This is a genomic window from Sulfitobacter sp. S190 (assembly GCF_025141935.1).
GTDB lineage: Bacteria > Pseudomonadota > Alphaproteobacteria > Rhodobacterales > Rhodobacteraceae > Sulfitobacter.
Window position 1 is genome coordinate 2,118,464 of sequence record NZ_CP081120.1, and the last position, 24,886, is coordinate 2,143,349.

General features: G+C 61.7%; 19 protein-coding genes. 14 read left to right on the top strand and 5 right to left on the bottom strand.

From position 1 onward, the window contains the following. Nucleotides 1-120: 120 nt before the first annotated feature. From K3756_RS10715 to K3756_RS10735, 5 genes are all read left to right on the top strand, one after another. On the top strand, nucleotides 121-1,020 hold the full coding sequence (locus tag K3756_RS10715) for a LysR family transcriptional regulator (RefSeq protein ID WP_259987232.1): 900 nt from the start codon (nucleotides 121-123) through the stop codon (nucleotides 1,018-1,020). 95 nt (nucleotides 1,021-1,115) lie between these two features. Beyond that, a complete protein-coding gene (locus K3756_RS10720; RefSeq protein ID WP_259987233.1) occupies nucleotides 1,116-3,203 on the top strand; it encodes a hydantoinase/oxoprolinase family protein in 2,088 nt (695 codons plus the stop codon). Continuing rightward, nucleotides 3,200-4,909, top strand: coding sequence for a hydantoinase B/oxoprolinase family protein (locus K3756_RS10725; protein WP_259987234.1), 1,710 nt, complete (start codon nucleotides 3,200-3,202; stop codon nucleotides 4,907-4,909). The genes K3756_RS10720 and K3756_RS10725 overlap by 4 nt, the downstream gene beginning before the upstream one ends. Beyond that, on the top strand, nucleotides 4,906-6,117 hold the full coding sequence (locus K3756_RS10730) for an FAD-binding oxidoreductase (RefSeq protein WP_259987235.1): 1,212 nt from the start codon (nucleotides 4,906-4,908) through the stop codon (nucleotides 6,115-6,117). Before K3756_RS10725 ends, K3756_RS10730 begins: the two co-directional genes overlap by 4 nt. Continuing rightward, complete coding sequence (locus K3756_RS10735) at nucleotides 6,117-6,890, top strand: HpcH/HpaI aldolase/citrate lyase family protein (RefSeq protein WP_259987236.1); 774 nt, start codon at nucleotides 6,117-6,119, stop codon at nucleotides 6,888-6,890. The genes K3756_RS10730 and K3756_RS10735 overlap by 1 nt, the downstream gene beginning before the upstream one ends. A 67-nt stretch (nucleotides 6,891-6,957) precedes the next feature. Here the strand turns inward: K3756_RS10735 and K3756_RS10740 are convergent, their stop codons facing one another. Together K3756_RS10740 and K3756_RS10745 are read right to left on the bottom strand one after the other, a co-directional pair. Then, nucleotides 6,958-7,671, bottom strand: a complete 714-nt coding sequence (locus tag K3756_RS10740) for a PP2C family serine/threonine-protein phosphatase (protein WP_259987237.1) — start codon at nucleotides 7,669-7,671, stop codon at nucleotides 6,958-6,960. Nucleotides 7,672-7,773: 102 nt separating this feature from the next. Then, entirely contained in the window at nucleotides 7,774-8,664 is an 891-nt protein-coding gene (locus tag K3756_RS10745; RefSeq protein WP_259987238.1) for an adenylate/guanylate cyclase domain-containing protein, read from the bottom strand. A 129-nt stretch (nucleotides 8,665-8,793) separates the two neighbouring features. Here K3756_RS10745 and K3756_RS10750 point away from each other — a divergent pair, with 129 nt between their 5' ends. Then, a complete protein-coding gene (locus tag K3756_RS10750; protein WP_259987240.1) occupies nucleotides 8,794-9,249 on the top strand; it encodes a hypothetical protein in 456 nt (151 codons plus the stop codon). 13 nt (nucleotides 9,250-9,262) lie between these two features. Beyond that, on the top strand, nucleotides 9,263-13,729 hold the full coding sequence (locus K3756_RS10755) for a protein kinase domain-containing protein (RefSeq protein ID WP_259987242.1): 4,467 nt from the start codon (nucleotides 9,263-9,265) through the stop codon (nucleotides 13,727-13,729). A gap of 125 nt (nucleotides 13,730-13,854) precedes the next feature. Here K3756_RS10755 and K3756_RS10760 read toward each other — a convergent pair whose 3' ends face one another. Continuing rightward, nucleotides 13,855-14,010 (bottom strand): hypothetical protein, encoded by a 156-nt coding sequence (locus K3756_RS10760; protein WP_259987244.1) that lies wholly within the window; start codon nucleotides 14,008-14,010, stop codon nucleotides 13,855-13,857. Nucleotides 14,011-14,098: 88 nt separating this feature from the next. Further along, the gene (locus K3756_RS10765; RefSeq protein ID WP_259987246.1) at nucleotides 14,099-15,667 is read right to left on the bottom strand and encodes a GAF domain-containing protein; all 1,569 of its coding nucleotides are present in this window, start codon (nucleotides 15,665-15,667) and stop codon (nucleotides 14,099-14,101) included. A 175-nt stretch (nucleotides 15,668-15,842) separates the two neighbouring features. On the opposite strand from K3756_RS10765, the gene radC reads away from it, so the two are divergent. The 3 genes from radC to K3756_RS10780 all read left to right on the top strand — a co-directional run bounded on the left by radC (nucleotide 15,843) and on the right by K3756_RS10780 (nucleotide 18,306). Beyond that, a complete protein-coding gene (radC, locus tag K3756_RS10770; RefSeq protein ID WP_259987248.1) occupies nucleotides 15,843-16,781 on the top strand; it encodes a RadC family protein in 939 nt (312 codons plus the stop codon). Nucleotides 16,782-16,960: 179 nt separating this feature from the next. Continuing rightward, a complete protein-coding gene (locus tag K3756_RS10775; RefSeq protein ID WP_259987250.1) occupies nucleotides 16,961-17,677 on the top strand; it encodes a Crp/Fnr family transcriptional regulator in 717 nt (238 codons plus the stop codon). Between the two features lie 182 nt (nucleotides 17,678-17,859). Then, on the top strand, nucleotides 17,860-18,306 hold the full coding sequence (locus K3756_RS10780) for a PA2169 family four-helix-bundle protein (protein ID WP_259987252.1): 447 nt from the start codon (nucleotides 17,860-17,862) through the stop codon (nucleotides 18,304-18,306). Between the two features lie 227 nt (nucleotides 18,307-18,533). Here K3756_RS10780 and K3756_RS10785 read toward each other — a convergent pair whose 3' ends face one another. Then, nucleotides 18,534-19,322, bottom strand: coding sequence for a sulfotransferase (locus K3756_RS10785; protein WP_259987254.1), 789 nt, complete (start codon nucleotides 19,320-19,322; stop codon nucleotides 18,534-18,536). A gap of 177 nt (nucleotides 19,323-19,499) precedes the next feature. Between K3756_RS10785 and K3756_RS10790 the strand changes: the two genes are divergently transcribed. Genes K3756_RS10790 through K3756_RS10805 form a run of 4 tightly spaced genes read left to right on the top strand, consistent with a single transcriptional unit; the run spans nucleotide 19,500 to nucleotide 24,872 of the window. Then, complete coding sequence (locus K3756_RS10790) at nucleotides 19,500-21,581, top strand: HAD-IIB family hydrolase (protein ID WP_259987256.1); 2,082 nt, start codon at nucleotides 19,500-19,502, stop codon at nucleotides 21,579-21,581. Then, nucleotides 21,578-22,747, top strand: coding sequence for a hypothetical protein (locus tag K3756_RS10795; protein ID WP_259987258.1), 1,170 nt, complete (start codon nucleotides 21,578-21,580; stop codon nucleotides 22,745-22,747). Before K3756_RS10790 ends, K3756_RS10795 begins: the two co-directional genes overlap by 4 nt. Next, entirely contained in the window at nucleotides 22,744-23,745 is a 1,002-nt protein-coding gene (locus K3756_RS10800; RefSeq protein WP_259987260.1) for a glycosyltransferase family 2 protein, read from the top strand. Before K3756_RS10795 ends, K3756_RS10800 begins: the two co-directional genes overlap by 4 nt. Beyond that, on the top strand, nucleotides 23,742-24,872 hold the full coding sequence (locus K3756_RS10805; RefSeq protein ID WP_259987262.1) for a glycosyltransferase: 1,131 nt from the start codon (nucleotides 23,742-23,744) through the stop codon (nucleotides 24,870-24,872). Before K3756_RS10800 ends, K3756_RS10805 begins: the two co-directional genes overlap by 4 nt. Nucleotides 24,873-24,886 lie beyond the last annotated feature (14 nt).

Here is a 24,886-nt window from a genome sequence, read left to right on the forward strand (position 1 = left end):
AGATTGACGCCGCGCGCAGGACGCGCCGGGGTCGTTCACACCCGGCCATGCTGAAACCCCTTGCCTGCGCCAGTGGAAAGGATAGCCTGACTATCAACTGGATTTATTGCCGAGCGGGACATGATCAAAAGCCAGATCACATTCAAACAGCTCGAGGCGTTTGCCTTTGTCGTTGATACCGGCACCTTTCGCGCGGCGGCAGCGGCCCTCGGGACGACCCAGCCGAATATTTCGGCACGCATCACAGCACTCGAATCCGCGTTGCGTGTCACCCTGCTTATCCGCGATGCCGGTTCCGTCCGCCTGACGGCAGATGGTGAAAAACTGCTGCGCAAGACCCGCGATGTCCTGTGGGCCGCCGAAGCACTTATCGAAGCGGCGGGCCGTCAGGAAATGATCGAGGAAACCCTGCGCCTTGGCGTCACAGAACTCGTCGCATGCACGTGGCTGCAAACCTTTTTGCGGCTGATGAAAGACGCCTACCCCAAGCTGCGGATTCAACTGGAGGTCGATCTTTCAACCGCGATTGATGCCCGCCTTATGGAAGGCCAGCTCGATCTGGCGCTTCAAACCGGTCCATTTAAATCAAAGGCCTTTACCAGTGAGCCTCTGGGCGAGGAGCCCTATTGCTGGATCGCGCGGCCAGACCTGATGCAAAGCCTGGACGCACCGCTTCGTCTCTCTGACCTGTTCGGCATGACAATACTGACCCACGCAAAACATACGCAGGCCTGCGCGGCCCTTCATTCCACCGCGAAGGAACAAGGGCTGCGCCGTGAGCGGATTGTCCATTCCAGCGCCCTTTCTGCCTGTGTGCCCATGGTGCTGGAAGGTCTGGGCGCGGCGCTGTTGCCCAAGCGGCTCGTTGCGGGCGAAATCGCGTCGGGTGATCTGCAAGAGCTGACCTGCGACTGGCTGCCCGAACCCCTGTCATTCTATGCGCGGTATGCACCGACGCGGGCCGCGCGTTACGTGGAAAAGGCCGCCCAAATTGCAAAAGTTGCGATGCAAACCCATTAGATCAATAAAACTGATCGGGACGAGAAATTAAATCGATTTGATTATCGCGGGCTTGTCTGGCTTTTTGCGGATGTACCTGTTTGTAGGAGCTTCAGATGTCAGCACCCTCTGTCCGCCTTGGCGTCGACATCGGCGGCACGTTTACCGATGTTGTCCTCGAAATTGATGACAAATCCTTTTCTACAAAGGTTCTGACGACCTATGCCGCGCCGGAGAATGCGATCATCGATGGCATGCACACCGTCTGTGCCCAAGCGGACATTGCGCCCTCCCGGATCGACCAGATTATCCACGGCACCACGCTTGCCACCAATGCCCTGATCGAACGGCGGGGGGCAAAGACGGCCCTCATCACGACCCGTGGTTTCCGCGATGTGATCGAAATGCGGACGGAATCGCGGTTCGAGCAATATGATCTGAACCTCAACCTGCCCGATCCGCTGCTGCCGCGACAGATGCGGTTTACCGTTGCAGGCCGTGTCGATGCGCACGGAGAGGTGCTTGTCGACATCGATCGCGCCGAAGTCGAGGCCGTGGTTGACCAGATCGGCAAGGCCGGTTTCGAAAGTGTCGCAGTCGGGCTGATCCATTCCTATCTCAACCCCACCCACGAAAGGTTGGTACGCGATGTGCTGGCCGAAAAGCTGCCCCACGTCGCGGTCTCGATTTCCTCCGAAGTCTCCCCCCAGATGCGCGAATACGAACGGTTCAACACGGTCGTCGCCAACGCCTATATCAAGCCGTTGATGGCCTCTTACCTTGGCCGCCTCGAAGACCGGCTGAAGGGCGAAGGCGTGTCGTGCCGCATCTTCCTGATGCATTCGGGCGGGGGGATCATCTCGATCCAGAACGCCGCGGACTTTCCCGTCCGGCTGGTTGAATCAGGGCCCGCGGGCGGCGCGGTTTTCGCGGCCCATATTGCCGCGCGCTACGGGTTGGAAAAGGTGCTGTCCTTCGACATGGGCGGCACCACGGCGAAGATATGTCTCATCAAGAACCAGACCCCGAAGACGTCCCGCGTGTTCGAAGTGGCCCGGACCTACCGGTTCAAAAAGGGTTCGGGCATGCCGATCTCGATCCCCGTTATCGACATGGTCGAAATCGGGGCGGGAGGCGGATCATTGGCGCATGTAGACGGTTTGCGCCAGATCCGCGTCGGGCCGGAAAGCGCCGGATCGGAGCCCGGCCCCGCATGCTACGGCAGAGAAGGAACGCGCCCCGCCGTCACCGATGCGGACCTCGTTCTGGGCAAGTTGGACCCGGAGAATTTTGCGGGCGGGTCCATCAAGCTGCACCCCGAGGCATCGAAATCCGCGCTGAACCACCACGTGGGCGAAACACTGGACATGGACGCGACCGAGGCGGCGTTCGGCGTGGCAGAAGTGGTCGATGAAAACATGGCCAACGCGGCCCGCGTGCATGCGGTCGAGAACGGCGAGGACCTGTCCGAATATACGATGATCGCGTTCGGTGGCGCCGCTCCTTTGCACGCCGGCCGTCTGGCCGAAAAGCTGGGCGTCGAACGCCTGCTTGTGCCCCCCGGGGCTGGCGTGGGATCGGCAATCGGGTTCCTGCGTGCGCCCTTCAGTTTCGAGGCCAACCGCTCCGTCTATATGAAGCTCAGTGATTTTGACCCCGAGCGGATCAAGACCCTGTTAGCCGAGCTTCAGGCCGAGGCCACCGGCTTTGTGCGGACCTGCGACGAAAAAAGCCCCATTCTGTCGGAATTCAAGGTCTATATGCGCTACACCGGTCAGGGCTGGGAAATTCCGATCAGCCTGAGCGAAGCGCAGGCAATGGCCCCCGATGCCCGCGTTTTTGAAGCCCGTTTTATCGAGGATTACACCAAGCTGTTCAGCCGACCCGTTGCGGGTATGGATATCGAGATAACGGTTTGGTCGGTCAATGCCACGACGCCGCCCCAACCGGTGGCACGGACGCCCGAGCTGGGCGGCACAGATCGCGCCGCGCCGACCGGAACGCGCAGGGTGTTCGACGCGGCATCGGCCGGGTTTCTGGACGCGGACATCGTCAACCGCTTCGACATGCAGGCGGGCGTACACGCGGTCGGCCCCGCCGCGATTGTCGAGGATGAAACCACGATCATCGTGCCCGCCAGCCGGAACGCGATCAGGCAGCCGGACGGCTGTATCGACGTCATAACGAAGGGGTCGGCACAATGACACAAGAACACTCGAACGTGGCCTATCAGGTCATGTGGAACCGCCTGATTTCCGTGGTCGAAGAGCAGGCGCAGGCACTTGTTCGAACGGCATTTTCCACTTCTGTAAGGGAAGCGGGTGATTTGTCCGCCGGGGTCTATGACGTTGCAGGCAACATGCTGGCGCAGGCGGTGACCGGCACCCCCGGGCACGTCAACGCCATGGCTGACGCGGTGGCCCATTTCATCCGCAGGATCGGTCGCGACAATATTGCGGATGGCGATGTCTATATCACCAATGATCCGTGGGAAGGCACAGGCCACCTGCACGACATCACAATGGTCACGCCCTCATTTTACAAAGACACGCTGGTCGGCTTTTTTGCCTGCACCGCGCATATTGTCGACATCGGCGGGCGCGGGTTCGGGGCAGATGCGCACAGCGTTTACGAAGAGGGCCTATATCTTCCGATCATGAAATTCGCGGATCGCGGCAAGGTCGACGAGACCCTGACGCGGATCATCCGCGGCAACGTGCGCGAACCCAATCAACTGATCGGTGACATCTACGCCTTGGCCACCTGCAACGAAATCGGCCACCGCCGCCTTGTCGATATGATGGACGAATTCGATCTGGATGATCTGGGTGGCATCGCCGCCTTCATCCTCGACAATTCGCGCCGCGCAACGCTCGAGCGGATCGCGGCGCTGCCGCAGCAATCCGCATCGGGCGAGATGACAGTGGACGGATTTGACCGCCCCATTACGCTCAGGGTCAGGGTCAGCATTCAGGGAGACAGGATCGTGTCGGATTTTACCGGCTCCTCCGGTCTGGACAAGAAAGGCATCAATTGTCCGCTGGTCTATGCAAAGGCCTATGCCTGCTACGCGCTCAAGGTCGCCATCGCACCCGAGATACCCAACAACGCAGCATCGCTCGCCCCGTTCGAGATAGAAGCGCCCCCCAATACGATCGTCAACGCCCTGCACCCCGCGCCGGTGGCCCTGCGTCATATCGTGGGGCATTTCGTACCCGATGTGGTGTTCAACGCATTTGACAAGATCGTCCCCGGTCTGGTCCCCGCCGAAGGCGCGGGATGTTTGTGTAACTTTCAGGTGTCCTTGCGCCCACGCACCGATGCCCCTGCTCCGGCGACCGCGCGGCGCTCCGAAGTTCTGACGTTCAATTCCGGCGGATCGGGGGCCCGGCCCCGGCACGACGGGCTTAATGCCACGGCCTTCCCGTCGGGCGTGATGACCATGCCCATCGAGGCCACCGAGCACGCAGGCCCCGTCATCATCTGGCGCAAGGAGTTGCGCCCCGATTCAGGCGGCGTTGGCAGGACACGCGGCGGGCTTGGTCAATACATGGAAGTCGGAGCGCAAGAGGGCCACGAATTCGACATTCAGGCGATGTTTGACCGTGTCGATCATCCCGCACGCGGCCGGCGTGGCGGGGGCCCCGGCGCGCCCACGACGATCGTACAGGACGACGGCACGGCCATGAATGGCAAGGGCAAACAGTTCGTGGCCCACGGGCGCAGGGTCCTGATGGCCTTCCCGGGGGGGGCTGGATACGGCGATCCGTCCGAACGCGACGTGGAGCAAATAAAACGCGATCTGGCGCGGGGTTATATTTCGGCGCAGACCGCCGCTGCAGACTACAATCTTTCGGCCGAGGACATCGCAGATGTCGAAGCCGCAATCGCGCGAGGAGATCCCCTGTGAAAACGCAATCACCCAAAAGCACATCCTATGACGTCGTCATCATCGGCGGCGCGATGATGGGGGCCTCTGCCGCCTGGTTCTTGTCCGACGACGCGGATTTTGATGGCAGCGTTCTGGTCATCGACCGCGACCTTACTTACGAAAACACATCGACCATGCACACCAATTCGCGCATGCGTCAGCAATTCTCGGGCGAACTGAACGTGCGGATCAGCCAGTTTGCCGCGGATTTCGTCAAGAACCTGCCCCGCTATATGGGCAACGACGACCGCGTACCGGACCTGTCCATCCGCCCGTTCGGGTACATGTATCTGGCCGATAGCGAAGGCTTTGCAGACTTTCTGCGCGAAAGCCAGCGGGTACAGGTGGCCGCAGGTGCAGAGACGCAGCTGATGACCCCCGACCAGATCAAAGCCGCCTATCCATACTACAATGTGGACGACATCGTTCTGGGCTCGATCAACCTCGTGGACGAAGGGTTCTGGGATGCCACGGCCGTGTTTGACTGGTGGCGCAAATCGGCCCGCGAGCGCGGCGTGGAACACATCGAGAACGAAGTTGTCGCAGTCACCCGCAACGCCGCAGGCACCCGCGTTGAAAGCGTCACGCTGAAGTCGGGTGACGTCATCGCTTGTGGTCAGGTGCTCAACGCCTCCGGTCCGCGGGCGGCAGCGACCGCGCGGATGGCAGGAATTGATATTCCGGTGGAGCCGCGCAAACGGTTCTCGTGGATTTTTTCCGCGGAGCGACCGCTGGACCGCGATCTGCCCCTGACAATCGATCCGTCCGGCGTTCACGTGCGCGAAAACGGCGGCGGGACGTACCAGTGCGGTGGCCACTCCGATATTGACCCTGCGGTAGACCCCGATGATTTTGGGATGGATCACGCCATCTGGCAAGATCACGTCTGGCCCGTCCTCGCGACGCGCATTCCGCAGTTCGAAGCGATCAAGGTGCAATCCGAATGGGCCGGGCACTATGCCTACAACACCTTCGATCACAACGCGATCCTTGGCCCGCATATGGAAGTCGAAAACTTCCTCTTTCTCAACGGGTTATCGGGCCACGGCCTGCAGCAATCCCCGGCCATGGGACGCGGCACCGCCGAGATCATGGTTCACGGGGAATACCGGACACTCAATATGACGCAGTTCCATTTCGACCGCATCCCGGCAGGGGGCAGGATCATCGAAAAGGCGATCATCTGATGCAGGTGCCGTTGAACCCCTTCACCCAAGCGCTGGCCCGCGGTGACAAACAGATCGGCCTCTGGATCAGCCTGTGCAGCAATTTCGTGGCGGAGGTGACAGCGCATGCGGGCTATGATTGGGCGCTTGTCGACATGGAGCACAGCCCCAATGACTACTTCAGTGTTCTGGGACAGTTGCAAGCCTTTGCCGCCAGCGACACAACGGCAATCGTGCGGGTCGAATGGAACGATGATGTCGCGGTAAAGCGACTGCTCGATCTGGGTGCGCCGGGCCTTCTGTTTCCCATGATCCAATCCGTGGAAGAGGCGCAGAAAGCTGTCGCCGCGACCCGCTACCCCCCGAACGGTGTGCGCGGTGTCTCGGGGGCCACGCGTGCGACAAAGTTCGGCCGCGTCACCGATTACGTCTCTGCCATTGAAAACGAGACGACCGTGATCGTACAACTGGAAACCCGCGCGGCCGTCGCGCAGGCCGACGCGATTAGCGATGTCGATGGCATCAGCGATATCTTCTTCGGGCCCGGCGATATTGCCGCCGATATCGGCAAACTTGGCAGCCCGATGGCACCGGAAGTCTGGGCGTTGATCAAACCCGCTGCCCGAAAGCTGATCGACAAGGGTGTGCCGGTCGGAACGCTCGTGCTGGATCCCGCATTCGCGAGCGAATTGCTGAACGAAGGCTTTACCTTTGTCGCCTGCGGCACCGACGCCAGCCTTCTGGCAAAAGCGTCCGATCATCTGCTGGCCAGCGTGAAAGAACGTCTCACCTGAGACAGGTCTGCTTTAGTGCGCGCCCCCCGCGCGAGGGCCGGGCGCTCACGGTACGACCGTGGCGGGCTTATGCCACGTCGATCACAATCACCGTGATGTTGTCTTCGCCCTCGCCATCCAGCGCAGCTTTCAACAAGGTTTCCGCTACCTCTTCGCTCGGTGTGTCGCGCAAATCGCCCAGTATCGCTTCAAGATCGAGCGCGTTGTGCAGCCCGTCGGTACTCAGCACATACCGGTCCCCTTGCCGTAGCGTGCCAGTGACTGTGCCCAGATCCAGATTTGCTTGCGCGCCCACGGCACGCTTGACCACGTGGCGCTGCGGATGGTGGCGCGCCTCGGGCCAGCTCAGTTCGCCCAAGGCCACAAGGTCGGCAACGACCGAATGATCCGCCGTCAGTTGCCGCAGCGTGCCGTCCCTGACGCAGTACACCCGACTGTCCCCCGCCCAGTCACACCAGAAGCAATTGTCCGACGCCATGAACGTCGCGACGGTCGTGCCCATGATCCCCCCCGACCCTGCGCGGCTTTGCTCCAATAGAATGTCGTGTGCCTTCTGGATGGCGCCGCGCAGCGCGCGGATTTGTTGTTCGGGATCGGGACTGCGCGGGACGCCAGCGATACAGTCCACGACCGTTTGCGCGGCGCGGCCACCCGCACGGTGCCCGCCCATGCCATCCGCCACGGCCCAGATACGGTGATGAGGCAAGGCGATAAGCCTGTCGTCGTTCTGCGCGCGCACCCAGCCGGTGTGGGTCGCCGTGCCATATCGGAAGGTTGTCATCGCACAATTACTCGCAGCGCAATTTTCCTCCTCTACGGCCCTGCCGCGCCTTCCTTCTGCCTTGCGCTTCATCGGAATGCTCCGTCCGTTGTTACAGCTGTCCTAGTCTCCCGCCGCCCTTTCATCGGTGACATGTGTCTGCGCATACCGGATCACCGCCTCGCGTGCCTGACCGACCGGCGCCCCCAGCGACACAGTGCCCGCCCCGAGCAAGGTGACGCTGTTGCGGTGTGCGTGCAGCTCGCGGCCTCGATCCATCCGGATGTAAGTGCCCGATGTGCTGTGATCGCGCAGCACCACGATACCGTTCATGACCGTTACGGTCGCATGGTTTCGCGACACCCACGGCGCGGCGACAACCAGATCGGCATCAGACGCGCGCCCGATGGACAGCTCCACCCCTTCGGCCACATCAAAGCGCGCATTATTATACATCAGCCTCACCTGCAGGCGGCCCGCCGATGGCGCCGTATCGCCCGCGAAGTTCAATGTCCGGTCCGCCGGATCCTCCGCCAGATACGAATAGACCCGGACCGGTTCATGCGACCCTTTCAGGCGGATGACATCAACTTCGCGCAAAAGCTGCGCGTGCGATTGCGACAGTTGACGGTAAAGCGGCTCCAGCACCAGAACCTCACCGGCTTTGGCAAGCGACGACAGGCGGGCGGCCATATTCACAGGCGTGCCATAGATATCGTCGGGCACGCGCAACATCTCGCCCCAGCCAAGCCCGGCGTGCACCCTGAGCACGGCATCACGCGTGTTCCTTACCGCCGCCATCGCGGTTTGCAGCGCGGCATCCGCGTTCTCGAAAAAGGCCAGAACGTCATCCCCTCTGGAATGCAGAAACACGCCCTCGCGGGCACGGATGTCACGGCGTATGTCCGTGAGACACCGGTTGATTTCGCGCACCGCACCCGCATCGCCCAAGGCCTCGAAAAGCGGCGTGCTGTTGGAAACATCTGCCATGACCGCCGCGCCGACAACCTGCATGTGTCTCGCTCCACCTTGGCACCCGCGCCCTTTGAAAATCGGCGCAGTTAGGGTTTTTTCCAGTTCTGTGATAGTCTCATGAAACCGAAGTCAGAGCAATTACCGTTCTAAATGGGGGGCTATATGTTGATGAAGGATTTTAAAAAGCAATTTGTTACCCACACCGCCACAGCCACATGCGTATTGGGGGTCACCGTCTGTGGCCCACTTCTGGCGCAGGATTCAAATGCCTGTCCGGTGGACGGCTGCGCCATCGAGATCGCATCGGCAACACAGACCGACGGAGAGCTGAGCCTTGAGATCAACGCGAATTTCGATCCCGATATTTCGAAGAACCATTTCCACATTTGGTGGGGTGAGCTTTACGATGTGAAACAGGTCAGCAACAACGCCGAAACCGTACACAATGTCGCGCAGGGCGATTGGCATCCGACAGATGCCTACCCCAGCTATACGACCACGGGCGTCACATCGCTTTCGCAACGCGGCGATGCGTCATCGCTGTGCATTTCTGCGGCCGATCGCAACCACGACATCATTGATCCCGGGGCTTTGCACTGCGTCGACGTATCTGCGCACTTCTGACGCTGGATCATAAATGGAACTGCCGGGCTACATCGGACGCTATGTCGTTCGCCATGAGATTGCGCGCGGTGGTTTTGCCGTCGTCGCCTTGTCGTGGGACGAAGAACTTGCCGCCGATGTCGCGATCAAGATCCTGCTCGAGAACGAGGCGGGCGATGACGCGCTGACTGCGCGATTTATCGAAGAGGCGCGATTGCTGCGCCGGATACAGTCCTACAACGTGGTGGGCGTGCATGACATCGGACGGCTGTCCAGCGGTCAGCCCTATTTCGTGATGGATTACGCCGATCAGGGGCCTCTGACGGCGCAGCTTGGTGGACGCACGGAGGCGGATGGTGGCATGCCGCAGCATGACGTGCTGCAGTTGGTGGATGCGGTCACATCGGGGCTTTCGGCCATCCACCGTGCGGGTGTCGTCCACCGCGATATCAAACCCGACAATATTCTCTATCAAACCGTGGGTCTGCGCAGTTCCAACGCCGCCGCAGTCCCGCCATCGGACGATCGAACCGTGCAGGCCCCTGCGCCCCCATCCGCCCCCGCCGGTTTCGCCCGTGTCATGATCGGCGATCTGGGCATCGCGAGCGATCTGCAACGCGAGAGCGCCGGTTGCCAGCTTGTCGGAGGAACGCCGGCCTACATGGCGCCGGAACAGTTTGACGTCGACCAGACACCCACGTCTCTGGCCGACATATATGCCGCGACGGCGGTTCTTTGGTACGCGGTCACGGGCACACGACCGCCCGCGGCAGCCGACCTCGGGGCCGGTGCCGAAAAAAACCACCCGCTCTGGCAGGACTTCTTTGTCCGCGGCATGGCCGCACGCCCGTCCGAGCGGTTTGCCGATATCCAGTCATGGAGCAGCGCGGCCCACGACATCATGGCGCGCATCGCCGCGCAGGAACCTGTAGCCGTAGGCCCCCGCGACGGTTCTGTTTCAGTATCCGGACCGGACGGGGATTGCCCCTACCACGGATTGAGCGCCTTTCAGCCCGAAGATGCCGACCGTTTCTTTGGCCGCGAAGAACTTGTCGCTGACTTGCTCCAACGCCTGCGGACAAGCCACATACTGGTCGTCGGCGGCGCATCGGGCAGCGGCAAAAGCTCACTCATCCGCGCGGGCGTGATCCCGTCTTTGAAACAGGGGCTGATCCCGGGCAGCGACACCTGGCGGGTCGAATTGTTCACGCCGGGCCGCGATGCGCTGGCAGAACTGTTTTTCCGCCTGCGCGGTGCCGACGGTGATGCCCGCGTCAGGCTCGACGAATTCATTGCCCGCCCGTCCACCGCACGACAGGTCCTGCAAGACGCCCAAGATCGCCCGCTGTTGCTGGTGATCGACCAGTTCGAAGAGCTTTTTACCCTGAACGACGAAAAGATAACGCAGGGTTTTGTCGATGCGCTCGCGGCGATCTGTGACCCGGCAGACAGCGATGTGCGGATCATCATCACAATCCGCGCCGATTTTTACGAGAAATGTGCCGCCATCCAATGGCTCGCCGAAGCGGTCAGTCGCAATCAGGTGCTGGTCGGGCCGATGTCGGCAAATGATCTGCGTCGCGCGATCGTCGAACCGGCGCGCCGTGCGGGCGCCTATGTGGAACAGAACCTCGTCGATGCCATTATCGCGGAGGCTGGAAAGGAGGCCGGTGTTCTGCCGCTCATCTCCCACGCGCTTGTCGAGACATGGAAACGGCGTCTGGGTGCGACGCTGACCTACGAAGGATACCGCAGCAGTGGCGGCATGACCGGCGCGATCCAGCAAACTGCGGATGCGATTTTCGACAACACCTTTTCGGACGAGGAACGCAAGGTGGCCGAGCGCCTCTTGCTCAGCCTTGTCACCCCCGGCGAGGGCGGTGCAGACACCCGCCGCATCCTCGCCCGCGCTGATTTGCACGATGATCCGGACGCGAGGGTGATGGGGCGGGTCATCATACGCCTGACCGAAGCGCGGCTTCTGACGGTCGATGACGAAACCATCCAGATCACGCATGAGGCATTGCTGCGCTCATGGCCACGGCTCAGCCGCTGGATCGACCGGTCGTGGGGGGATTTGCGGCTGCGCCTCCGGATTGTTCAGATGGCCGAAGAGTGGATCGAAGCCGACCGCGGGGCGGAAATGCTCGTGAGCGGGGCGCGGCTGGACTACATACTGGAGTGGCTGGAAAAACATCGCGACAGTGTCGGGGCAAAGGAAATCGAGTTTCTGACGCGCAGCGAGATGGCGCGCAATGCCGCCCGAAGTGAAACCGATGCGCGGCGGCAAAAACGCAGGCGGCGGCAGATGCTCGCGGTTTGTGCGCTGGTTGCGCTGACAATCGGCACCACGGCAGCATCGGTCATCGCCTTTCGGGAATCGCGACAGGCCCGCCAGAATGCCGCGCTTGCCGATACCGCGACCCTCATGGCAAAGGACCGTCTGTCGAGCGCGCTCGGCGCCGCAGCGGCAGGATACGCGATGGAAGACCCGCTGCTCGCGCTCAACCTTGCGGCACAATCCATTTCGCAGTCGCGCGACCCGGGCACACGGTACGATGCGCAGGTGGCTTTGCTCAAGGCGCGCAGCATTCTGGCGACAGGTCTGCCCGTGCCCATGGGCACGCCCGTCGCCGTCGGTGACGCGTTGGCGCTCGCGATATCGCCCGATGGTCGCCACGTCATCGTGGGGGGGCGTGACGGCACGATCCGTATTCTCGACGCCACAAACCGCCAGCAGATCGGCGAGAGGCTTGTCAGCGATCTGGGTGGCATTCAGGACATCGCGTTTGCGCCCGATGGCAAACGGCTGGCCGCCGTGGGCGATAAAGGGCATGTCGCGATCTGGCCGTTCAACGACGGTCTTACCGGCAACCAGACCCCCATCGGTCAGGCCGGTGACATCCAATGGCGGCTGGCGTTTCATCCGTCCGGTGCGGCGCTTGCAACCGCCGGTGAGGATGGTCGGGTCAACGTCTGGTCGACCACAGCGCAGGGGCAATCGCAAAGCCGTGTAATCGGCTCCCGCCACGGCGATTTCACCAGCGTCGCCTTCAGCCCGGACGGCAAGACAATCGCTGCGGGGACCGGGTCGGGCGAAGTACACGCCTGGACCTACCCAGCGGGTGATCCGGTGTTTCCCCCGTTGGAAACTGTCCATACCAGCGATGTCTGGATGCTGTCGTTCAGCGCTGACGGGACGCGGATTGCGACGGCCAGCAGTGACGGCACCTCCGCGATCGTGCAGACCCCATCCGGCGACGTGTTGAACCGCGCGTTTTCGGGCAATGATATGATAAGCTCGGTCCAGTTCATGCCCGCAGGCTCGAAACTGGTGGGCGGAAGCAGCCGCGGCCGCCTGTTGATCTGGGACGTCGCGGCGGGGGCACGCGTCGCCATGTCTCCGACTGGTCATTCGGGGCGCATTCTGGATCTTTCCGTCTCTGACGATCGCACAACTGCCGCGACGCTCGGCGCGGACCAGAATGTGCGCTTCTGGCGTCTCGGCCCGCCTCCACCGCGCGCGATAGCATTCTCGACCGGAGACAGCGCCAAGGCAAAGGGTCTCGCTGTGGGGCACGACGCGCTGTTCTTCGGCGACACCAGCGGCGCCGTGAACCGCGCTGATCTAACCACTCAGACGACCAAAACGGGCCATGCGCACGGGCACGAAGTCTGGGCCATTGCGCTCTCTCCCGAAGGCACAACGCTGGCAACCGCGGATCGAATGGGCCACATCATCCTGTCGGGGGCGGCGCTAAAAGGTCCGTTGACCAAATTGCGGCCTCTTGAAGAGGCCATTTGGGACCTCCAGTACACCTCGGACGCATCCCGCCTGATGGCCGCCGCTGACAGCGCGGTGCACCTGATCAGTCTCGATGACACCACGGCGGCCCGTCAATTCGCGCCGCAGCACGGCCGTGTGACCCGCGCCGTGCTTGATAGCGGTTCATCGCGGATTGCCGTCGCCACAAGTCGCGGGGACGTGATCGTCTGGCCGATTGACCGGATCGCCGACCCGATGGTTCTCAAGGTATCCGGCAATCTCATCTGGTCGGTTGCATTCAGCCGCGATGGCACCCTCCTCGCCGTCGGAGACAGCGATGAGACAGTATCCATCTGGCGGCTTTCCGATGCGACGCGGTTGCAGGATTTCTCGGGGCACACCCGCGGTGCGACCGACGTTGTGTTCCTCGGCGATGGTAAAAGCCTTCTCGCCGCAGACCGGAGCGGCGGTCTGCACATCTGGGACCTCAACTTCGGCAAGCTGATCGGACGGATCCCCGACGCACACGGCGGCGCCATCTGGCGTCTCGGCGTCTTTCCCGACGGTCAGACATTCGCAAGCGCGGGCGATGACGGCATGGTGAAGCTTTGGGACGTGTTGAGTGCCGATACAGCTTGCACGCTCAGCACCGGCATCCTGAGCGCCCAACAACGCGCGCAATATCTAGGGGCGGCACATAATGACGATGCCTGTGCGCTTCTGGGGCAGGATTGAAAAATTGGTTCGGCGAAGGATGGGGTTTCAGTCGGATGACCGGAAGGCTTAAAAAATGACGGCATCACCTGACGCCACCGGCAACGCAAAAGGCGCGCAGTCATCCGCGCGCCCTATGGTAAATTTCATGATTTGCGGCTCTGGTCCGTCGCGTTCGGGCTACCAGCGGGGCCCTCGTTCATTGTTTCGGTCGCGTTCTTCCAATGATCTTTCATTTCTTCACGCGGCTTTTTGTCGTCGTCCTTGGCAATCTCGGGGCGTTGGTCCTTATCGTCGCTCATGGCCGTTCTCCTTTTGGTATTCAAAAGGAAAACCCGTGAAAGCCGCCAAGGGTTCCGAAATCAAATCTGCACAGGGGTGACCGGCCCGCTACTGAAAGCTCGCAGTGGGCAGGTACAGATCGTGGCGGACCCCTTCAGGGTGCCAGTCGGTCTGCATACTGCCGTTCATCTGGCTGTTTACGGTCATCTCGATCAGGGTCGAGCCGAACCCTTTGGTCGAAGGCGCACCGGGCACGTTCGGCCCGCCCGTTTCGGACCACCGCAGATGCACGGCCGTACCGTCATCGCCGGCGATCGTATCCCACGTCAGAACCAGCTTTCCGCTTTCTTCCGAAAGGGCGCCGTATTTCGCGGCATTTGTTGCCATTTCGTGCAGGACCAGCGCCAGATTGGACGCGGCATCGGGGTTGAGCGGCACCGGCGGTCCGGTCAGGGTAATTGCATCGGCTGTGCGGATGTGGGGCTCCAGAATGGAGGAGGCCAATGTCTGCAACGTGACGTCCGTCGTCGTGACCTGCTTGCCCGAAATCGCCGGTTGGATCAGCGCATGCGCCGAGGCAAGCGCCTCGACCCGCCCGCGTAGCGCCGCTCCCATCTGCTTGGGGCTGCTGCTGCGGCGGGCGGTCATGCTGATCATGCCCGAAACGATCGCAAACAGGTTCTTAACCCGGTGGTTCAGTTCCTGCGTCAACAGCTGTTCGCGCAATTCAGCGGCTTTATGATCGGTGATGTCGCGCACTGTTCCGACCAGACGCACAGCTTGCCCGTCGACAAAACTCGCCTGTCCCATCGTGTGCAGCCATCTGGTCTCGCCCGTATCCGGCCGAGTGAACCGCATTTCCAGATCATGCTGGCCCGTGCCCCCGGGATTGAGGGATGCCTCTACATCCGTTTCCCACACAAGCTTGTCATCCGGGTGAATAGACTGCTGAACGGCGGCAAAGACGTCTTCTTCGTCTTTTTGCAGGCCCCAGATCGAATACAGCTCGTCATCCCAACGGGCCTTCTGGGTCTGTGGGTCAAAGTCATAAGTACCGATCTGTCCGGCACGCAGAGCGAGGCGCAACCGCTCCTCCGCGGCGCTTGCAACGGCTTCGATCTGCGCGCTGTCCGCCAATGCGGACCGCAGCAAAATCTCCGTCTCGACCACCGACGCAATATCCTCGAGAATTTCACGCTCGTCTGTCGTCCAGTCGCGGGGCTCGGACTGTATTGCGCAAAAGGACCCAAGGACATGGCCGTCAGGCGCATGGATCGGAATTCCCAGATAGGCAATCACGCCCAGATCGGGGATGGCCAGATTTTCCTGAACGAGCGGGTCTTCGCGCGCATCGCGGATGACCAACGGCGCGTCTGCGGCGACAACGTGCTGGCAGAAGGAATGCGATAGCGGTGTCTCGCGCGCCTCGGCGGTGGCATCCGGCAGGCCGGTCTGAGCTTTGAAGAACTGGCGTTCGCCATCAACGAGGGACACCAGCCCGACGGGCGTGCCCAACATGCGCGTAGCCAGACGCACGGCCCTGTCAAACGCCTCTTCCGGGGGCGTATCCATCAAGCCGGTGGCGTCCAGCGCCGTCAAACGGGCCGAATTGTTCAGGCGTTCGTGCGGTTGCGGGGCAGGAAACGGGTAGATTTTGGCAGCAAGTGGGTCGGACATAAGCGAGTGTCTAGCATAGCTTACACGGCGGTGACATCGCATTCTCATGCGGTAGCGGATCGGCGCCAAGACCACGGGCCGCATCGAAAGCCAGCGGCCTTTACGAAAAGTTAACCACTTTTTCACAGCATGGGTGGATGTGTCCTCACTCCAATGTGTCAGCCGGAGGTACCGAATGACCAATCCGCTCTCCATCGGTCTCGACAGTTTGAAAAAACTCAAGACCAAGAGGCACAAACGGTTCGCAGCCCCGAAGCGGTCGACCGGATCTGGCTTTTCCGAAGAGGCATTGCAGGGGCTTGCCGATCTCGACGCGCGCTGCGCCCCGATTGACGCGGTTCCGCTGTCGGCCATGGCGCCGACCTATACCCGCACGAGGCGCCTGTCCAAAGAGGCATCCGCCGGTGGGGGGCTTGTCCTCGACGGTCAGGGCAATGCTGTGCCGCACTATTGGGGGCACCGCGAACGGCTGCGGCAACGGTTCTTGCGGGGCGGTCATGCGGCGATGCCGGAATACGAAGTGCTCGAATTGCTGCTGTTCAACGCGGTACAACGCATCGACGTCAAACCGCTCGCCAAACGGTTGCTGGCGGAATTCGGCGATCTCAACGGGGTGGTGGCCGCATCGGAACACCGGCTTCTTCAGGTCGATGGCGCGACGCCAAAGGTATTTCTCCAGCTGCGCCTCGCCGAGGCATTTGCCCAGCGTATGGGGCAGGCAAAAGTGCTCGCGCGCGAAGTCCTGTCGTCATGGGACGATCTGATCGCCTATTGCCGCACCTCGATGGCCCACCGCGAAACGGAACAGTTTCGCATCCTGTTTCTGGACCGCAAGAACGTCGTCGTCGCGGACGAGGCACAGGCCGCCGGCACGGTCGATCACGTCCCCGTCTATCCCCGAGAGGTCGCCAAACGTGCGCTCGAGCTGAACGCCAGCGCCCTGATCATGGTCCACAACCACCCCTCCGGCGATCCAACGCCCAGCCAGCAGGACATCAAGATGACCGATGAGGTCAACCGCGCCTGTCAAAGCATCGGTGTGACCATCCATGACCATGTGATCATCGGCAAGGATCAGGAATACTCTTTCAAAGCGGAAGGGCTTTTCGTCTGAAGGCAGCGCTAGGCCGCGGTGCGCACCGGCGCCTGCCGGAACGTCATCGGAACACGCGAGGTCATACCCGGCCCCCCTTCTGATCTGATCCGCCGTCCCGACGCGACCATGCCCTGCCCGCCATCTTTCCGTCAGCCGAGAGTTGGCGTTTCAAACAGTCGCCCTATCTCCACGCCACGATGACCAAGTACAAAATAGATCAGATCGGTCTGAGCCGTCACCTTTCAGCCGCGCAATGGGCAACGCTCATCGAAGGCTGCGAAAGCGTCAGGACCGTTTCCAGCAACATCACGCTCACAGAGCGCGGAACGACACTCTCCAAGAGCCTTCTGCTCATCGACGGGTTCATGGGTCGTGTCATCTCGAACGACATGACGGGCCGAAAGCAGCTCGTTGCTGTTGAGGTGCCCGGCGATTTTGTCGATTTCCACGCCTATCCCCTCAAGCATCTCGACCACGACGTCGTATCGATCTCCGAAGCGAAAGTCGCGGTTTTCGACCATGACGTCCTGCAGCGCATTTTTGACGCGGATGTCGAATTGAGCCGCAAGATTTGGGCGATGACGCTCATCGACGCATCGGTGCAACGGCACTGGACCTACCGCAATGCGGCGATGCGGGCGCTTCCCGCGGTGGCCAACCTGCTGTGCGAGTTCCGGCACAGGTTGCAACGCGCCGGGTTCGAAAGCGGTGCGTCGTTCGAGTTGCCGATCCAGCAATCGGTGCTCGCGCGGTCATGCGGTCTGTCGGTCGAACACGTCAGCCGGGTGATGCGCGATCTGCGCGAAGGCGGCTACTGTACGATATCGGGCACGACCGTGAACATTCACGATCTCGAAAAGCTCGAGGAAATCGGCCAGTTTCGCACTGACTACCTATATCCTCCCGGCGTGTAGCACTGCCCATCGTATTGATAAAAATCAACTGGAAAAGCGGTTGGGCCAACAGGGACACGGGCGCGCGGCTCTTCCCTTGGCAACGCCAGAATTTGATGGCCCGCGGCGGGAACATGTCGTGTCGGGTTTCGTTGATGAAGGCCACCAGATCGGTGGGCCCACTCAAAATGGAGATCCCGAACATGAAGACCGAAACCGATGCACTCAGCGACCTTTATACGACCCTGATCGACAGCCGCGATGGCTATGAGCAGGCGGCCGAGCTTATCGATACGCCGCGGCTGAAATCGCTGTTCGAAGACATGCAATCCAACCGCGCCCGTCAGGCCGAAGAGGTCCGTGCTTATCTGAGCGACGCAAATGTCGAACTGGATGATGATGGCACGCTTCTGGCCGCTGCCCATCGCAACTTCCTCAGCCTTCGTGAATTTGTGTCAAACGATGACGAAGACATTGTCGAAGAGGTCATTCGTGGCGAGCGCCAGCTGCTCGACATGTACGACGAAGCCATCCGCCCCATGGACGGCGACAGCGATGCCTACCGTTTCGCCAAGACACAGTACGAAGCCCTCGCAGAGCGGATCAACCAGCTGGAAGAGGAAGAGCGCCGTCTGGACATCGCGTCCTGACGTAGCGCGACCGCCCGCATCGCTTCCATCGTGATGGGCGTAGGCGCTAGGCTACCCCGTTCGCCGCGTCCGCGACATGCGATCCGCACCTGACCGTTCCGTATTATTCGGAGCGGTCCATCGGTCATCTGGCCCCACCCCGAGACACGCCAATCGAATGGGCCGCGCCCCGCCGTCCCGATGGTCCTCCCCTGCCCGCAATTACACCGACCGGAATGGACTGCCGGCTATCCCTGATCCGTTGCGCGCTTTGACTGAACCGCTTGACGGATCGTCCTGAGCGGGTGCCGCACCACCGGTTGCCAAGGCCGCACCACCCCGTCTTGATCATAGCCCCAAACGGCCGCGCGGCGGCTTTGATCCTCGTCCATCGGGACGGCCCCTTGATAGCGGTCGTTTCCGTTCACGATCTTTTCGCCGGGTTTCACACCGCAACCCTCCTGACCGATGAAACTGGCAAGCATTGCAACGGCTTGCTGAGGGTTTGCGACAATATCCTCGTAGCGCAGCACCATGACGGCATGCAGCCTTTCGATGTCAGTGCGCACGATATCGTGGGCGTCCAGCCAATGGTCGATCATGCTTGTCTGATCCAGATCGACCCACTTGCGCGTTGCTGCCGCGACCATTTCGGGATGACGCAGAACGACTACGAATTGGGCCAGCGGAAACAGCTGTTGCAACAACCGCATGCGCGTCAGGTTCACCGGCGATTTCTCGACCCGCCACGGGGCCTCTTCGTCGAACCACGGCGCCCAATCGTGATCCAGCCGTTGCCTGGTGGCGAGCGTGTTGAACGCGCTTTTTTCCGTCAGATGCTGTTGAGGGTCCGTGGCGAACGCCAAGGGGCGCCCCGCCAGCGCATCGTGCGGTATCGCCCCTTGCAGATAAACGCCCTCGTTTTCCGGCACCGGTGCCCCTTCAATCGCGCTGACCCCGTCAATGCCCGCGATCAGACGTGCCGTCAGGCTCGTTCCGGAGCGGTGCAGCCCACCGACAAAAACATACCGTGGCATCTCCAGCGATCCTTCCTGCGACTTGATAATTCTCAACTGGCCCTTCGGGTGAGCAAACGACCTGCTCAAAGAAATAAGGCCAATGGCCGGATATTCGACCATGCGCGTCCGGTGGGCCGATTTTTTTGTCGGGAACCGCGCGGAAAATCGATCCGTTGGGAAGCACTGGAGGTGGCCATGTACATTATGCATATTGCGCTCGGCGGGTGCTTTACCATGCCTGAAATCGACTACGGGATCACAGAAGATACCGGCGGTCACATCGGCTACATCGCAGGCGCCGCGACCGCACAGGCCAAGCGCACGGATGTGCACCGCGTCGATATTATCACCCGTCTGTTCCGTGATCCGGCACTGGGGTCCGATTACGCAAAGCCGCTGCAAACCGTTGCGCCAAAGCTGAATATCCGCCGGATCGAGACACGCCTGTCCGACTATCTGAGCAAGGAGGCCCTTGCCGATCACATCCCCGAAATAACCCAATCCTTCCTGCGCCTGCTCGCCTCGCAGCCGCGTAAACCCGATATCATCCATGCCCATTTCGCCGATGCCGCCGTTCTGGCCACTGCCGCCAAAGAGCGGTTCGGCATCCCGTTTATCTACACGCCGCACTCCTTCGGGATCGACAAGGCGTCCTGCACACGAACACCGCCATGCGCCTCTTTGACCCGACGCATTTCGCAGGAAAAAGAGGCGCTCCGAAACGCAGAAGCAATCGTTGTATCCTCGCGCGATGAAGCCGAAAGACAGGTCGTCGCCTATGATGCGGACGTCTGTGGCCACGTGCACAGGGTCGCGCCGGGTGTCACCATCGCCCCCCCGCGGGACATGGCCCTGACAAAGGCATCATCGCTGCTGGCCAGACATCTGGCGGACCCCGTAAAACCCTTTGTCCTCGCGGTTGCACGCCCGGTACACCGCAAAAACCTTGCCATCCTGCTCAAGGCCTTCCGGTCCCGCGCAGAGTTGAGAGAACGTGCCAACCTCGTCATCGTTTCGGGCCAGCACGAGACGGCAAAAGCCCCCCGAAGCGAGACTGCGCGGGTCATCGCAGAATTGCGGATGTTGGCGCAAGCTCCCGAACTTGCCGGTCGCATCGCCCTGCCCGCCCGTCACGACCATCAGCTGATCGCCGAGCTCTACGCCCTCGCGGCAAGGCAAAACGGTCTATTTGCGAACCCTGCCCTGCACGAACCTTTTGGCCTCACGCTGCTTGAGGCGGCCTTGTTCCAGCTGCCCGTCGTTGCCACCAAACACGGGGGGCCAGCGGATATCATGCGGCAAATGGCCCACGGCATACTGGTGGAGCCGACCGATCAGACCGCCATTGGCGATGCGCTTTGCACCCTGCTCACCGACAAGGCGGCCTACCGCGATGCGCAACTGGTCGCGCGCACGCAATTCCACCGCTTCAGCTGGACCGCGTGGGCCGCGCAGGTGCAGATGATCTACCGCTCGGCTGTCGCACCCGCGCGCGAGCAACTCCCTGCCCCCGCAAAGCTGCTGGCCTGCGACATCGACAACACGCTGACCGGTTCAAAAGCGGCGGCTTCCGCATTTGGGGCCTGGGCTCAGAATCGCGGCATCGCTTTTTGCGTGAACACCGGCCGCTGCATCACCGAAGCGCGCTCCGTGCTGGCAAAGTGGCATTTGCCCGAACCCGATTTCTTTATCACCGCGGTCGGGACAGAAATCCACGCACGCGACCGGTTCGGAAAGCTGCGCCTCGATCGGGGATATGCCGATCTGCTGAGTGCCGATTGGGACCGCGCGGAGGTGTTTGCCCAGTTGCGTGACATGGAGGCGACGCTCCAACCCGATATCGAGCAAAGGGCATGGAAAATCAGCTGTTTCGGCTCTGCCTTCGAGGCCGATCTGATCCGGTACAAGATGGCACAGGCAGGCCTGCGCGTGCGCGTGATCGCCTCCCATGGGCGGATGATTGACGTAGTGCCCATGGCCGCCGGCAAGGCAAACGCACTGGCGTATGCGGCACGGACCATCGGGCTGTCTCTGGCCGACTGTATTGCCGCGGGCGACAGTGGCAACGACATGGACATGCTGGCGGCCAGCGGCACCAGCATTCTGGTGTCGAATGCACTGGCTGAGGCCACGAAAAACGGAGCACCACCGCAGCTTTACCGCGCCAGAGCCGCTTATGCGGACGGCGTTCTGGAAGGTCTGGCGCGGTATGGCCACGCACGAAAACCCGCACTGCCCAGTGCGACCGTGCCGCTGTCGTCCGGGGTGCTGCAATGAACATGCAGGTCGCAGCAACGTCCGGCACCGCCCGGCCCATCGGCTATTTCGTGCATCATCAGGGCCGTGGCCACGCCCAAAGATGTGCCGCGATTGTGAACGCCCTGCCGATTTCGCAGAAGGCCACAATTTTCTGCGCACGCACCGATATCTTTCCGCCGCTGCGGGCGGGTATCCACATCGAGAAAATCCCCTCTCTTTTCGAACCAACCGGGTTCGAGGACGTGAATGATACCTTCGGCCAACCCGAAACGGTCCATTGCGCACCGCTCGGCTGGCCCGGTATCCGGTCGGCGATGGGCATCATGGCAAACTGGTTCCACCAAGCAAATCCCGCGCTCATGATCGTGGATGTCTCTGCCGAAGTCGCACAGCTGGCGCGGCTTTGTTCGGTGCCATGCGTCAAGATACTCCAACACGGGGACCGCAGCGATATCGGTCATCGGGCCGCCTATGCGGGCTGTGTCGGTCTGATCGCACCCTGTGCGCGCGCGCTGGCGCAGGACGACTGGAACGATCTGATGGCGAAGATCCATTTCGCCGCCGGCATCGGAACCGCTCAGCCGCGCGCTGACAAACGGACCGCCCGCGCCGCCCTGGACCTGCCCAAGAACAAGCAGGTGGTTTTGGTCATTTCGGGGGGCGGCGGAAACGGGTTCGGTTCGGCGCCGCTCGGCGTGGGGGCGCGTGCGACGCCTGACAAGTTCTGGGTCACGGTGGGCAAGGTCGAAACAGAATGGCACGCGACGGAACCCGCCAATCTGCGCCACGACGGCTGGGTAGACACGATCCGCGACTACATCGCCGCCGCCGACACCATCGTCGCGTCGACCGGTAACACGACCTGCCACGATATTATGGCTGCCGGACGGCCCTGGATCGCGGTGCCGGAGTGGCGATATTTCGACGAGCAGGTAGAAAAGGCAAATGCCCTTGGCCGCATCGGCGCCGCGCATGTGGTGCCAGCCATGCCTTCTTCAGCGCATGGCTGGCGCAAGGCGATCGCCTTGGCGCACGACACACATGATCCGGCAGTGCAGCGCAGCCTGATAGACCCAGACGCCCCTCGCAAACTCGCCGACTGGCTCGCCCGGATGATCGCCGCCCTCACGCCGCCAACCGCCGCAGCCCAAGACAGAGCCCTGACCCCGGAGATTTCGATATGACGCAAGCCCAAATTCGTGACACCCGTGTGTCGGCACTCACGCTGGCGCGCGGCCGCTCGGCGCATCTGGCAAATGTCATCCGTGGCCTGAACCAGCAGACATGTCCGCCCGCCGAACTTGTGATCGCCGTGATGCAGGAAACGCTTTATACCGACCTCCCCGATGCGGATTTTCCGATCAGGCAGATCAAGGTGACAGGTACCGAGCTGCCGTTGTCGCGGGCGCGAAACATCGTTGCAAAACATGCCAAGTTCGACACGCTTGTGTTTCTCGACGTCGATTGCATCCCGGCGCCCGAACTGATTGCCGATTACGCCAGCTTAGTCGAACCCGGTGCCGGTCTGTTCATGGGCGAAGTCATGTACCTGCCCGCAGGCGCCACGGATGCCGGATGGACATTTGCCGAGTTCGACGAGGTCGCGGTGCGCCACTCCGACAGGCAAGGACCACCGGTTGCCCGTACGAAACCCTGTGGCGATTACCGCTGTTTCTGGTCCCTTAACTTTGCGATCCACCGCGCAGACTGGGACATCTCGGGCGGCTTTGACGAAGACTTTGTCGGCTACGGCGGTGAGGATACCGATTTCGGCCGCACGCTGGAGGACCGCGGAGTGGCCATTTCATGGCTGCGCGGTGCGCGGGTTTACCACCAATACCACGAACACTGCATGCCACCTGTGCACCACATCTCGTCGATCCTGCGCAACACGGAAATTTTTGGACAAAAATGGGGGCACCGCACGATGGAGCATTGGCTGCGGGCCTTCCGCCTGATGGGGTTGGTCGATGATACGCCCGACGGGCTTCGCCAGATACGAGAGCCGAGCCGTGCGCAAATTGATCTGTGCTTCCAGCAAAAGCATATGCCGTTCGCGTCCTCGGGTCAGGTCTTGCAGTTGCTCGAGGAAAACGCGGCCCGCGTCCGGACCGATGAGGCGTCAGCGCGCGCCAGCACGCCCCGGCATCGGCATGATGCCCACGCAACGGCAGCAGAATGATGCGGGTCGCCATCCTTGCCCACACCCGTCACCCGATCGCACCCCCCTTCAAAGGCGGCATGGAAGCACACTCGTGGCACCTTGCCAAAGGGCTGGCGGATCGGGGCCATGAAGTCACGCTTTTCGCCAGCGCCGACAGCACCAGCGGGCTGACCCCCGATGTCACCCTGCGCCCCGTGGTGTCGCGTCATGTCGAGGCAACCCACCCTTTCGCCCAATTCCACGGCACCGAACAATTGAACAGCTTTCAGGACGCGATCTTTGCGGGCACCTGCGCCACGCTGGATGCCGGGGCGTTTGACGTCATTCACAACAATTCGCTCCACCGCTTTCCGCTGCAACGGGCACAGGCCATTGGCATTCCGATGGTCACATCTCTGCACGTGCCGCCCTTCGGGGCCTTGCAGCGTGCCGTGCAAACCTATGGATCGCCATCGAACCGGATCACGGTCACATCGGCAAAACAGATGTCGACATGGTGGCCCGCGCAGGCGCCGGACTGGGCAACAGTTGCCTACAACGGCATTGATCCGACGCTGTGGCCCTATGTGCCGGGCGGAGACGCCACCGCGGTCTGGGCGGGGCGCATTACGCCGAACAAAGGCACCGATCTGGCCGTGCGCGCCGCCCGTCGTGCCGGTATGCGCCTCAGGGTATTCGGCCCGATCGAGGACGAAACCTATTTCGACACGGCAGTCAGACCTGTTCTGTCGGACCAGATTACATACGAAGGGCACGTCACCGGACCAGCGCTTCGCGACGCCTTTGCGCAGGCATCCCTTCTGGTCTTTACCCCAATGTGGGACGAACCGTTCGGACTGATTGCGGCAGAGGCCATGGCAACGGGATTGCCGGTCGCTGCGACCGATATGGGCGCAGTGCGCGAAATCGTGGGGCCCGCCGGGGTCATCGCCGAAGACCTATCTGACGATGCACTCGCCCGCGCCATGACCCGCGCGGTGCAGATTGATCCCCTCGTTCCGCACCTGCGCATCAGGCGCAAGTTCACCCACACCGCGATGATCGGCCGCTACGAGGAAGAATACGAAAACGCCATCCGTGCAGGGTCCGGTCCGAAAGCGTCCGCGTCAGCGCAGCATCGCCAGTCCGTAGATCTCGCCGGTTGATCCTGCTGTTGCGC

What these genes read in the sequence shown, in the direction of transcription:
- K3756_RS10720 (WP_259987233.1), top strand. Translation starts at nt 1,116, where the DNA reads ATGTCAGCACCCTCTGTCCGCCTTGGCGTCGACATCGGCGGCACGTTT.
- K3756_RS10805 (WP_259987262.1), top strand. Translation starts at nt 23,742, where the DNA reads ATGATGCGGGTCGCCATCCTTGCCCACACCCGTCACCCGATCGCACCC.
- K3756_RS10765 (WP_259987246.1), bottom strand. Translation starts at nt 15,667, where the DNA reads ATGTCCGACCCACTTGCTGCCAAAATCTACCCGTTTCCTGCCCCGCAA.
- K3756_RS10725 (WP_259987234.1), top strand. Translation starts at nt 3,200, where the DNA reads ATGACACAAGAACACTCGAACGTGGCCTATCAGGTCATGTGGAACCGC.
- K3756_RS10755 (WP_259987242.1), top strand. Translation starts at nt 9,263, where the DNA reads ATGGAACTGCCGGGCTACATCGGACGCTATGTCGTTCGCCATGAGATT.
- K3756_RS10800 (WP_259987260.1), top strand. Translation starts at nt 22,744, where the DNA reads ATGACGCAAGCCCAAATTCGTGACACCCGTGTGTCGGCACTCACGCTG.
- K3756_RS10750 (WP_259987240.1), top strand. Translation starts at nt 8,794, where the DNA reads ATGAAGGATTTTAAAAAGCAATTTGTTACCCACACCGCCACAGCCACA.
- K3756_RS10795 (WP_259987258.1), top strand. Translation starts at nt 21,578, where the DNA reads ATGAACATGCAGGTCGCAGCAACGTCCGGCACCGCCCGGCCCATCGGC.
- K3756_RS10775 (WP_259987250.1), top strand. Translation starts at nt 16,961, where the DNA reads ATGACCAAGTACAAAATAGATCAGATCGGTCTGAGCCGTCACCTTTCA.
- K3756_RS10780 (WP_259987252.1), top strand. Translation starts at nt 17,860, where the DNA reads ATGAAGACCGAAACCGATGCACTCAGCGACCTTTATACGACCCTGATC.
- K3756_RS10745 (WP_259987238.1), bottom strand. Translation starts at nt 8,664, where the DNA reads ATGCAGGTTGTCGGCGCGGCGGTCATGGCAGATGTTTCCAACAGCACG.
- K3756_RS10790 (WP_259987256.1), top strand. Translation starts at nt 19,500, where the DNA reads ATGTACATTATGCATATTGCGCTCGGCGGGTGCTTTACCATGCCTGAA.
- K3756_RS10740 (WP_259987237.1), bottom strand. Translation starts at nt 7,671, where the DNA reads ATGACAACCTTCCGATATGGCACGGCGACCCACACCGGCTGGGTGCGC.
- radC (WP_259987248.1), top strand. Translation starts at nt 15,843, where the DNA reads ATGACCAATCCGCTCTCCATCGGTCTCGACAGTTTGAAAAAACTCAAG.
- K3756_RS10735 (WP_259987236.1), top strand. Translation starts at nt 6,117, where the DNA reads ATGCAGGTGCCGTTGAACCCCTTCACCCAAGCGCTGGCCCGCGGTGAC.
- K3756_RS10785 (WP_259987254.1), bottom strand. Translation starts at nt 19,322, where the DNA reads ATGCCACGGTATGTTTTTGTCGGTGGGCTGCACCGCTCCGGAACGAGC.
- K3756_RS10715 (WP_259987232.1), top strand. Translation starts at nt 121, where the DNA reads ATGATCAAAAGCCAGATCACATTCAAACAGCTCGAGGCGTTTGCCTTT.
- K3756_RS10760 (WP_259987244.1), bottom strand. Translation starts at nt 14,010, where the DNA reads ATGAGCGACGATAAGGACCAACGCCCCGAGATTGCCAAGGACGACGAC.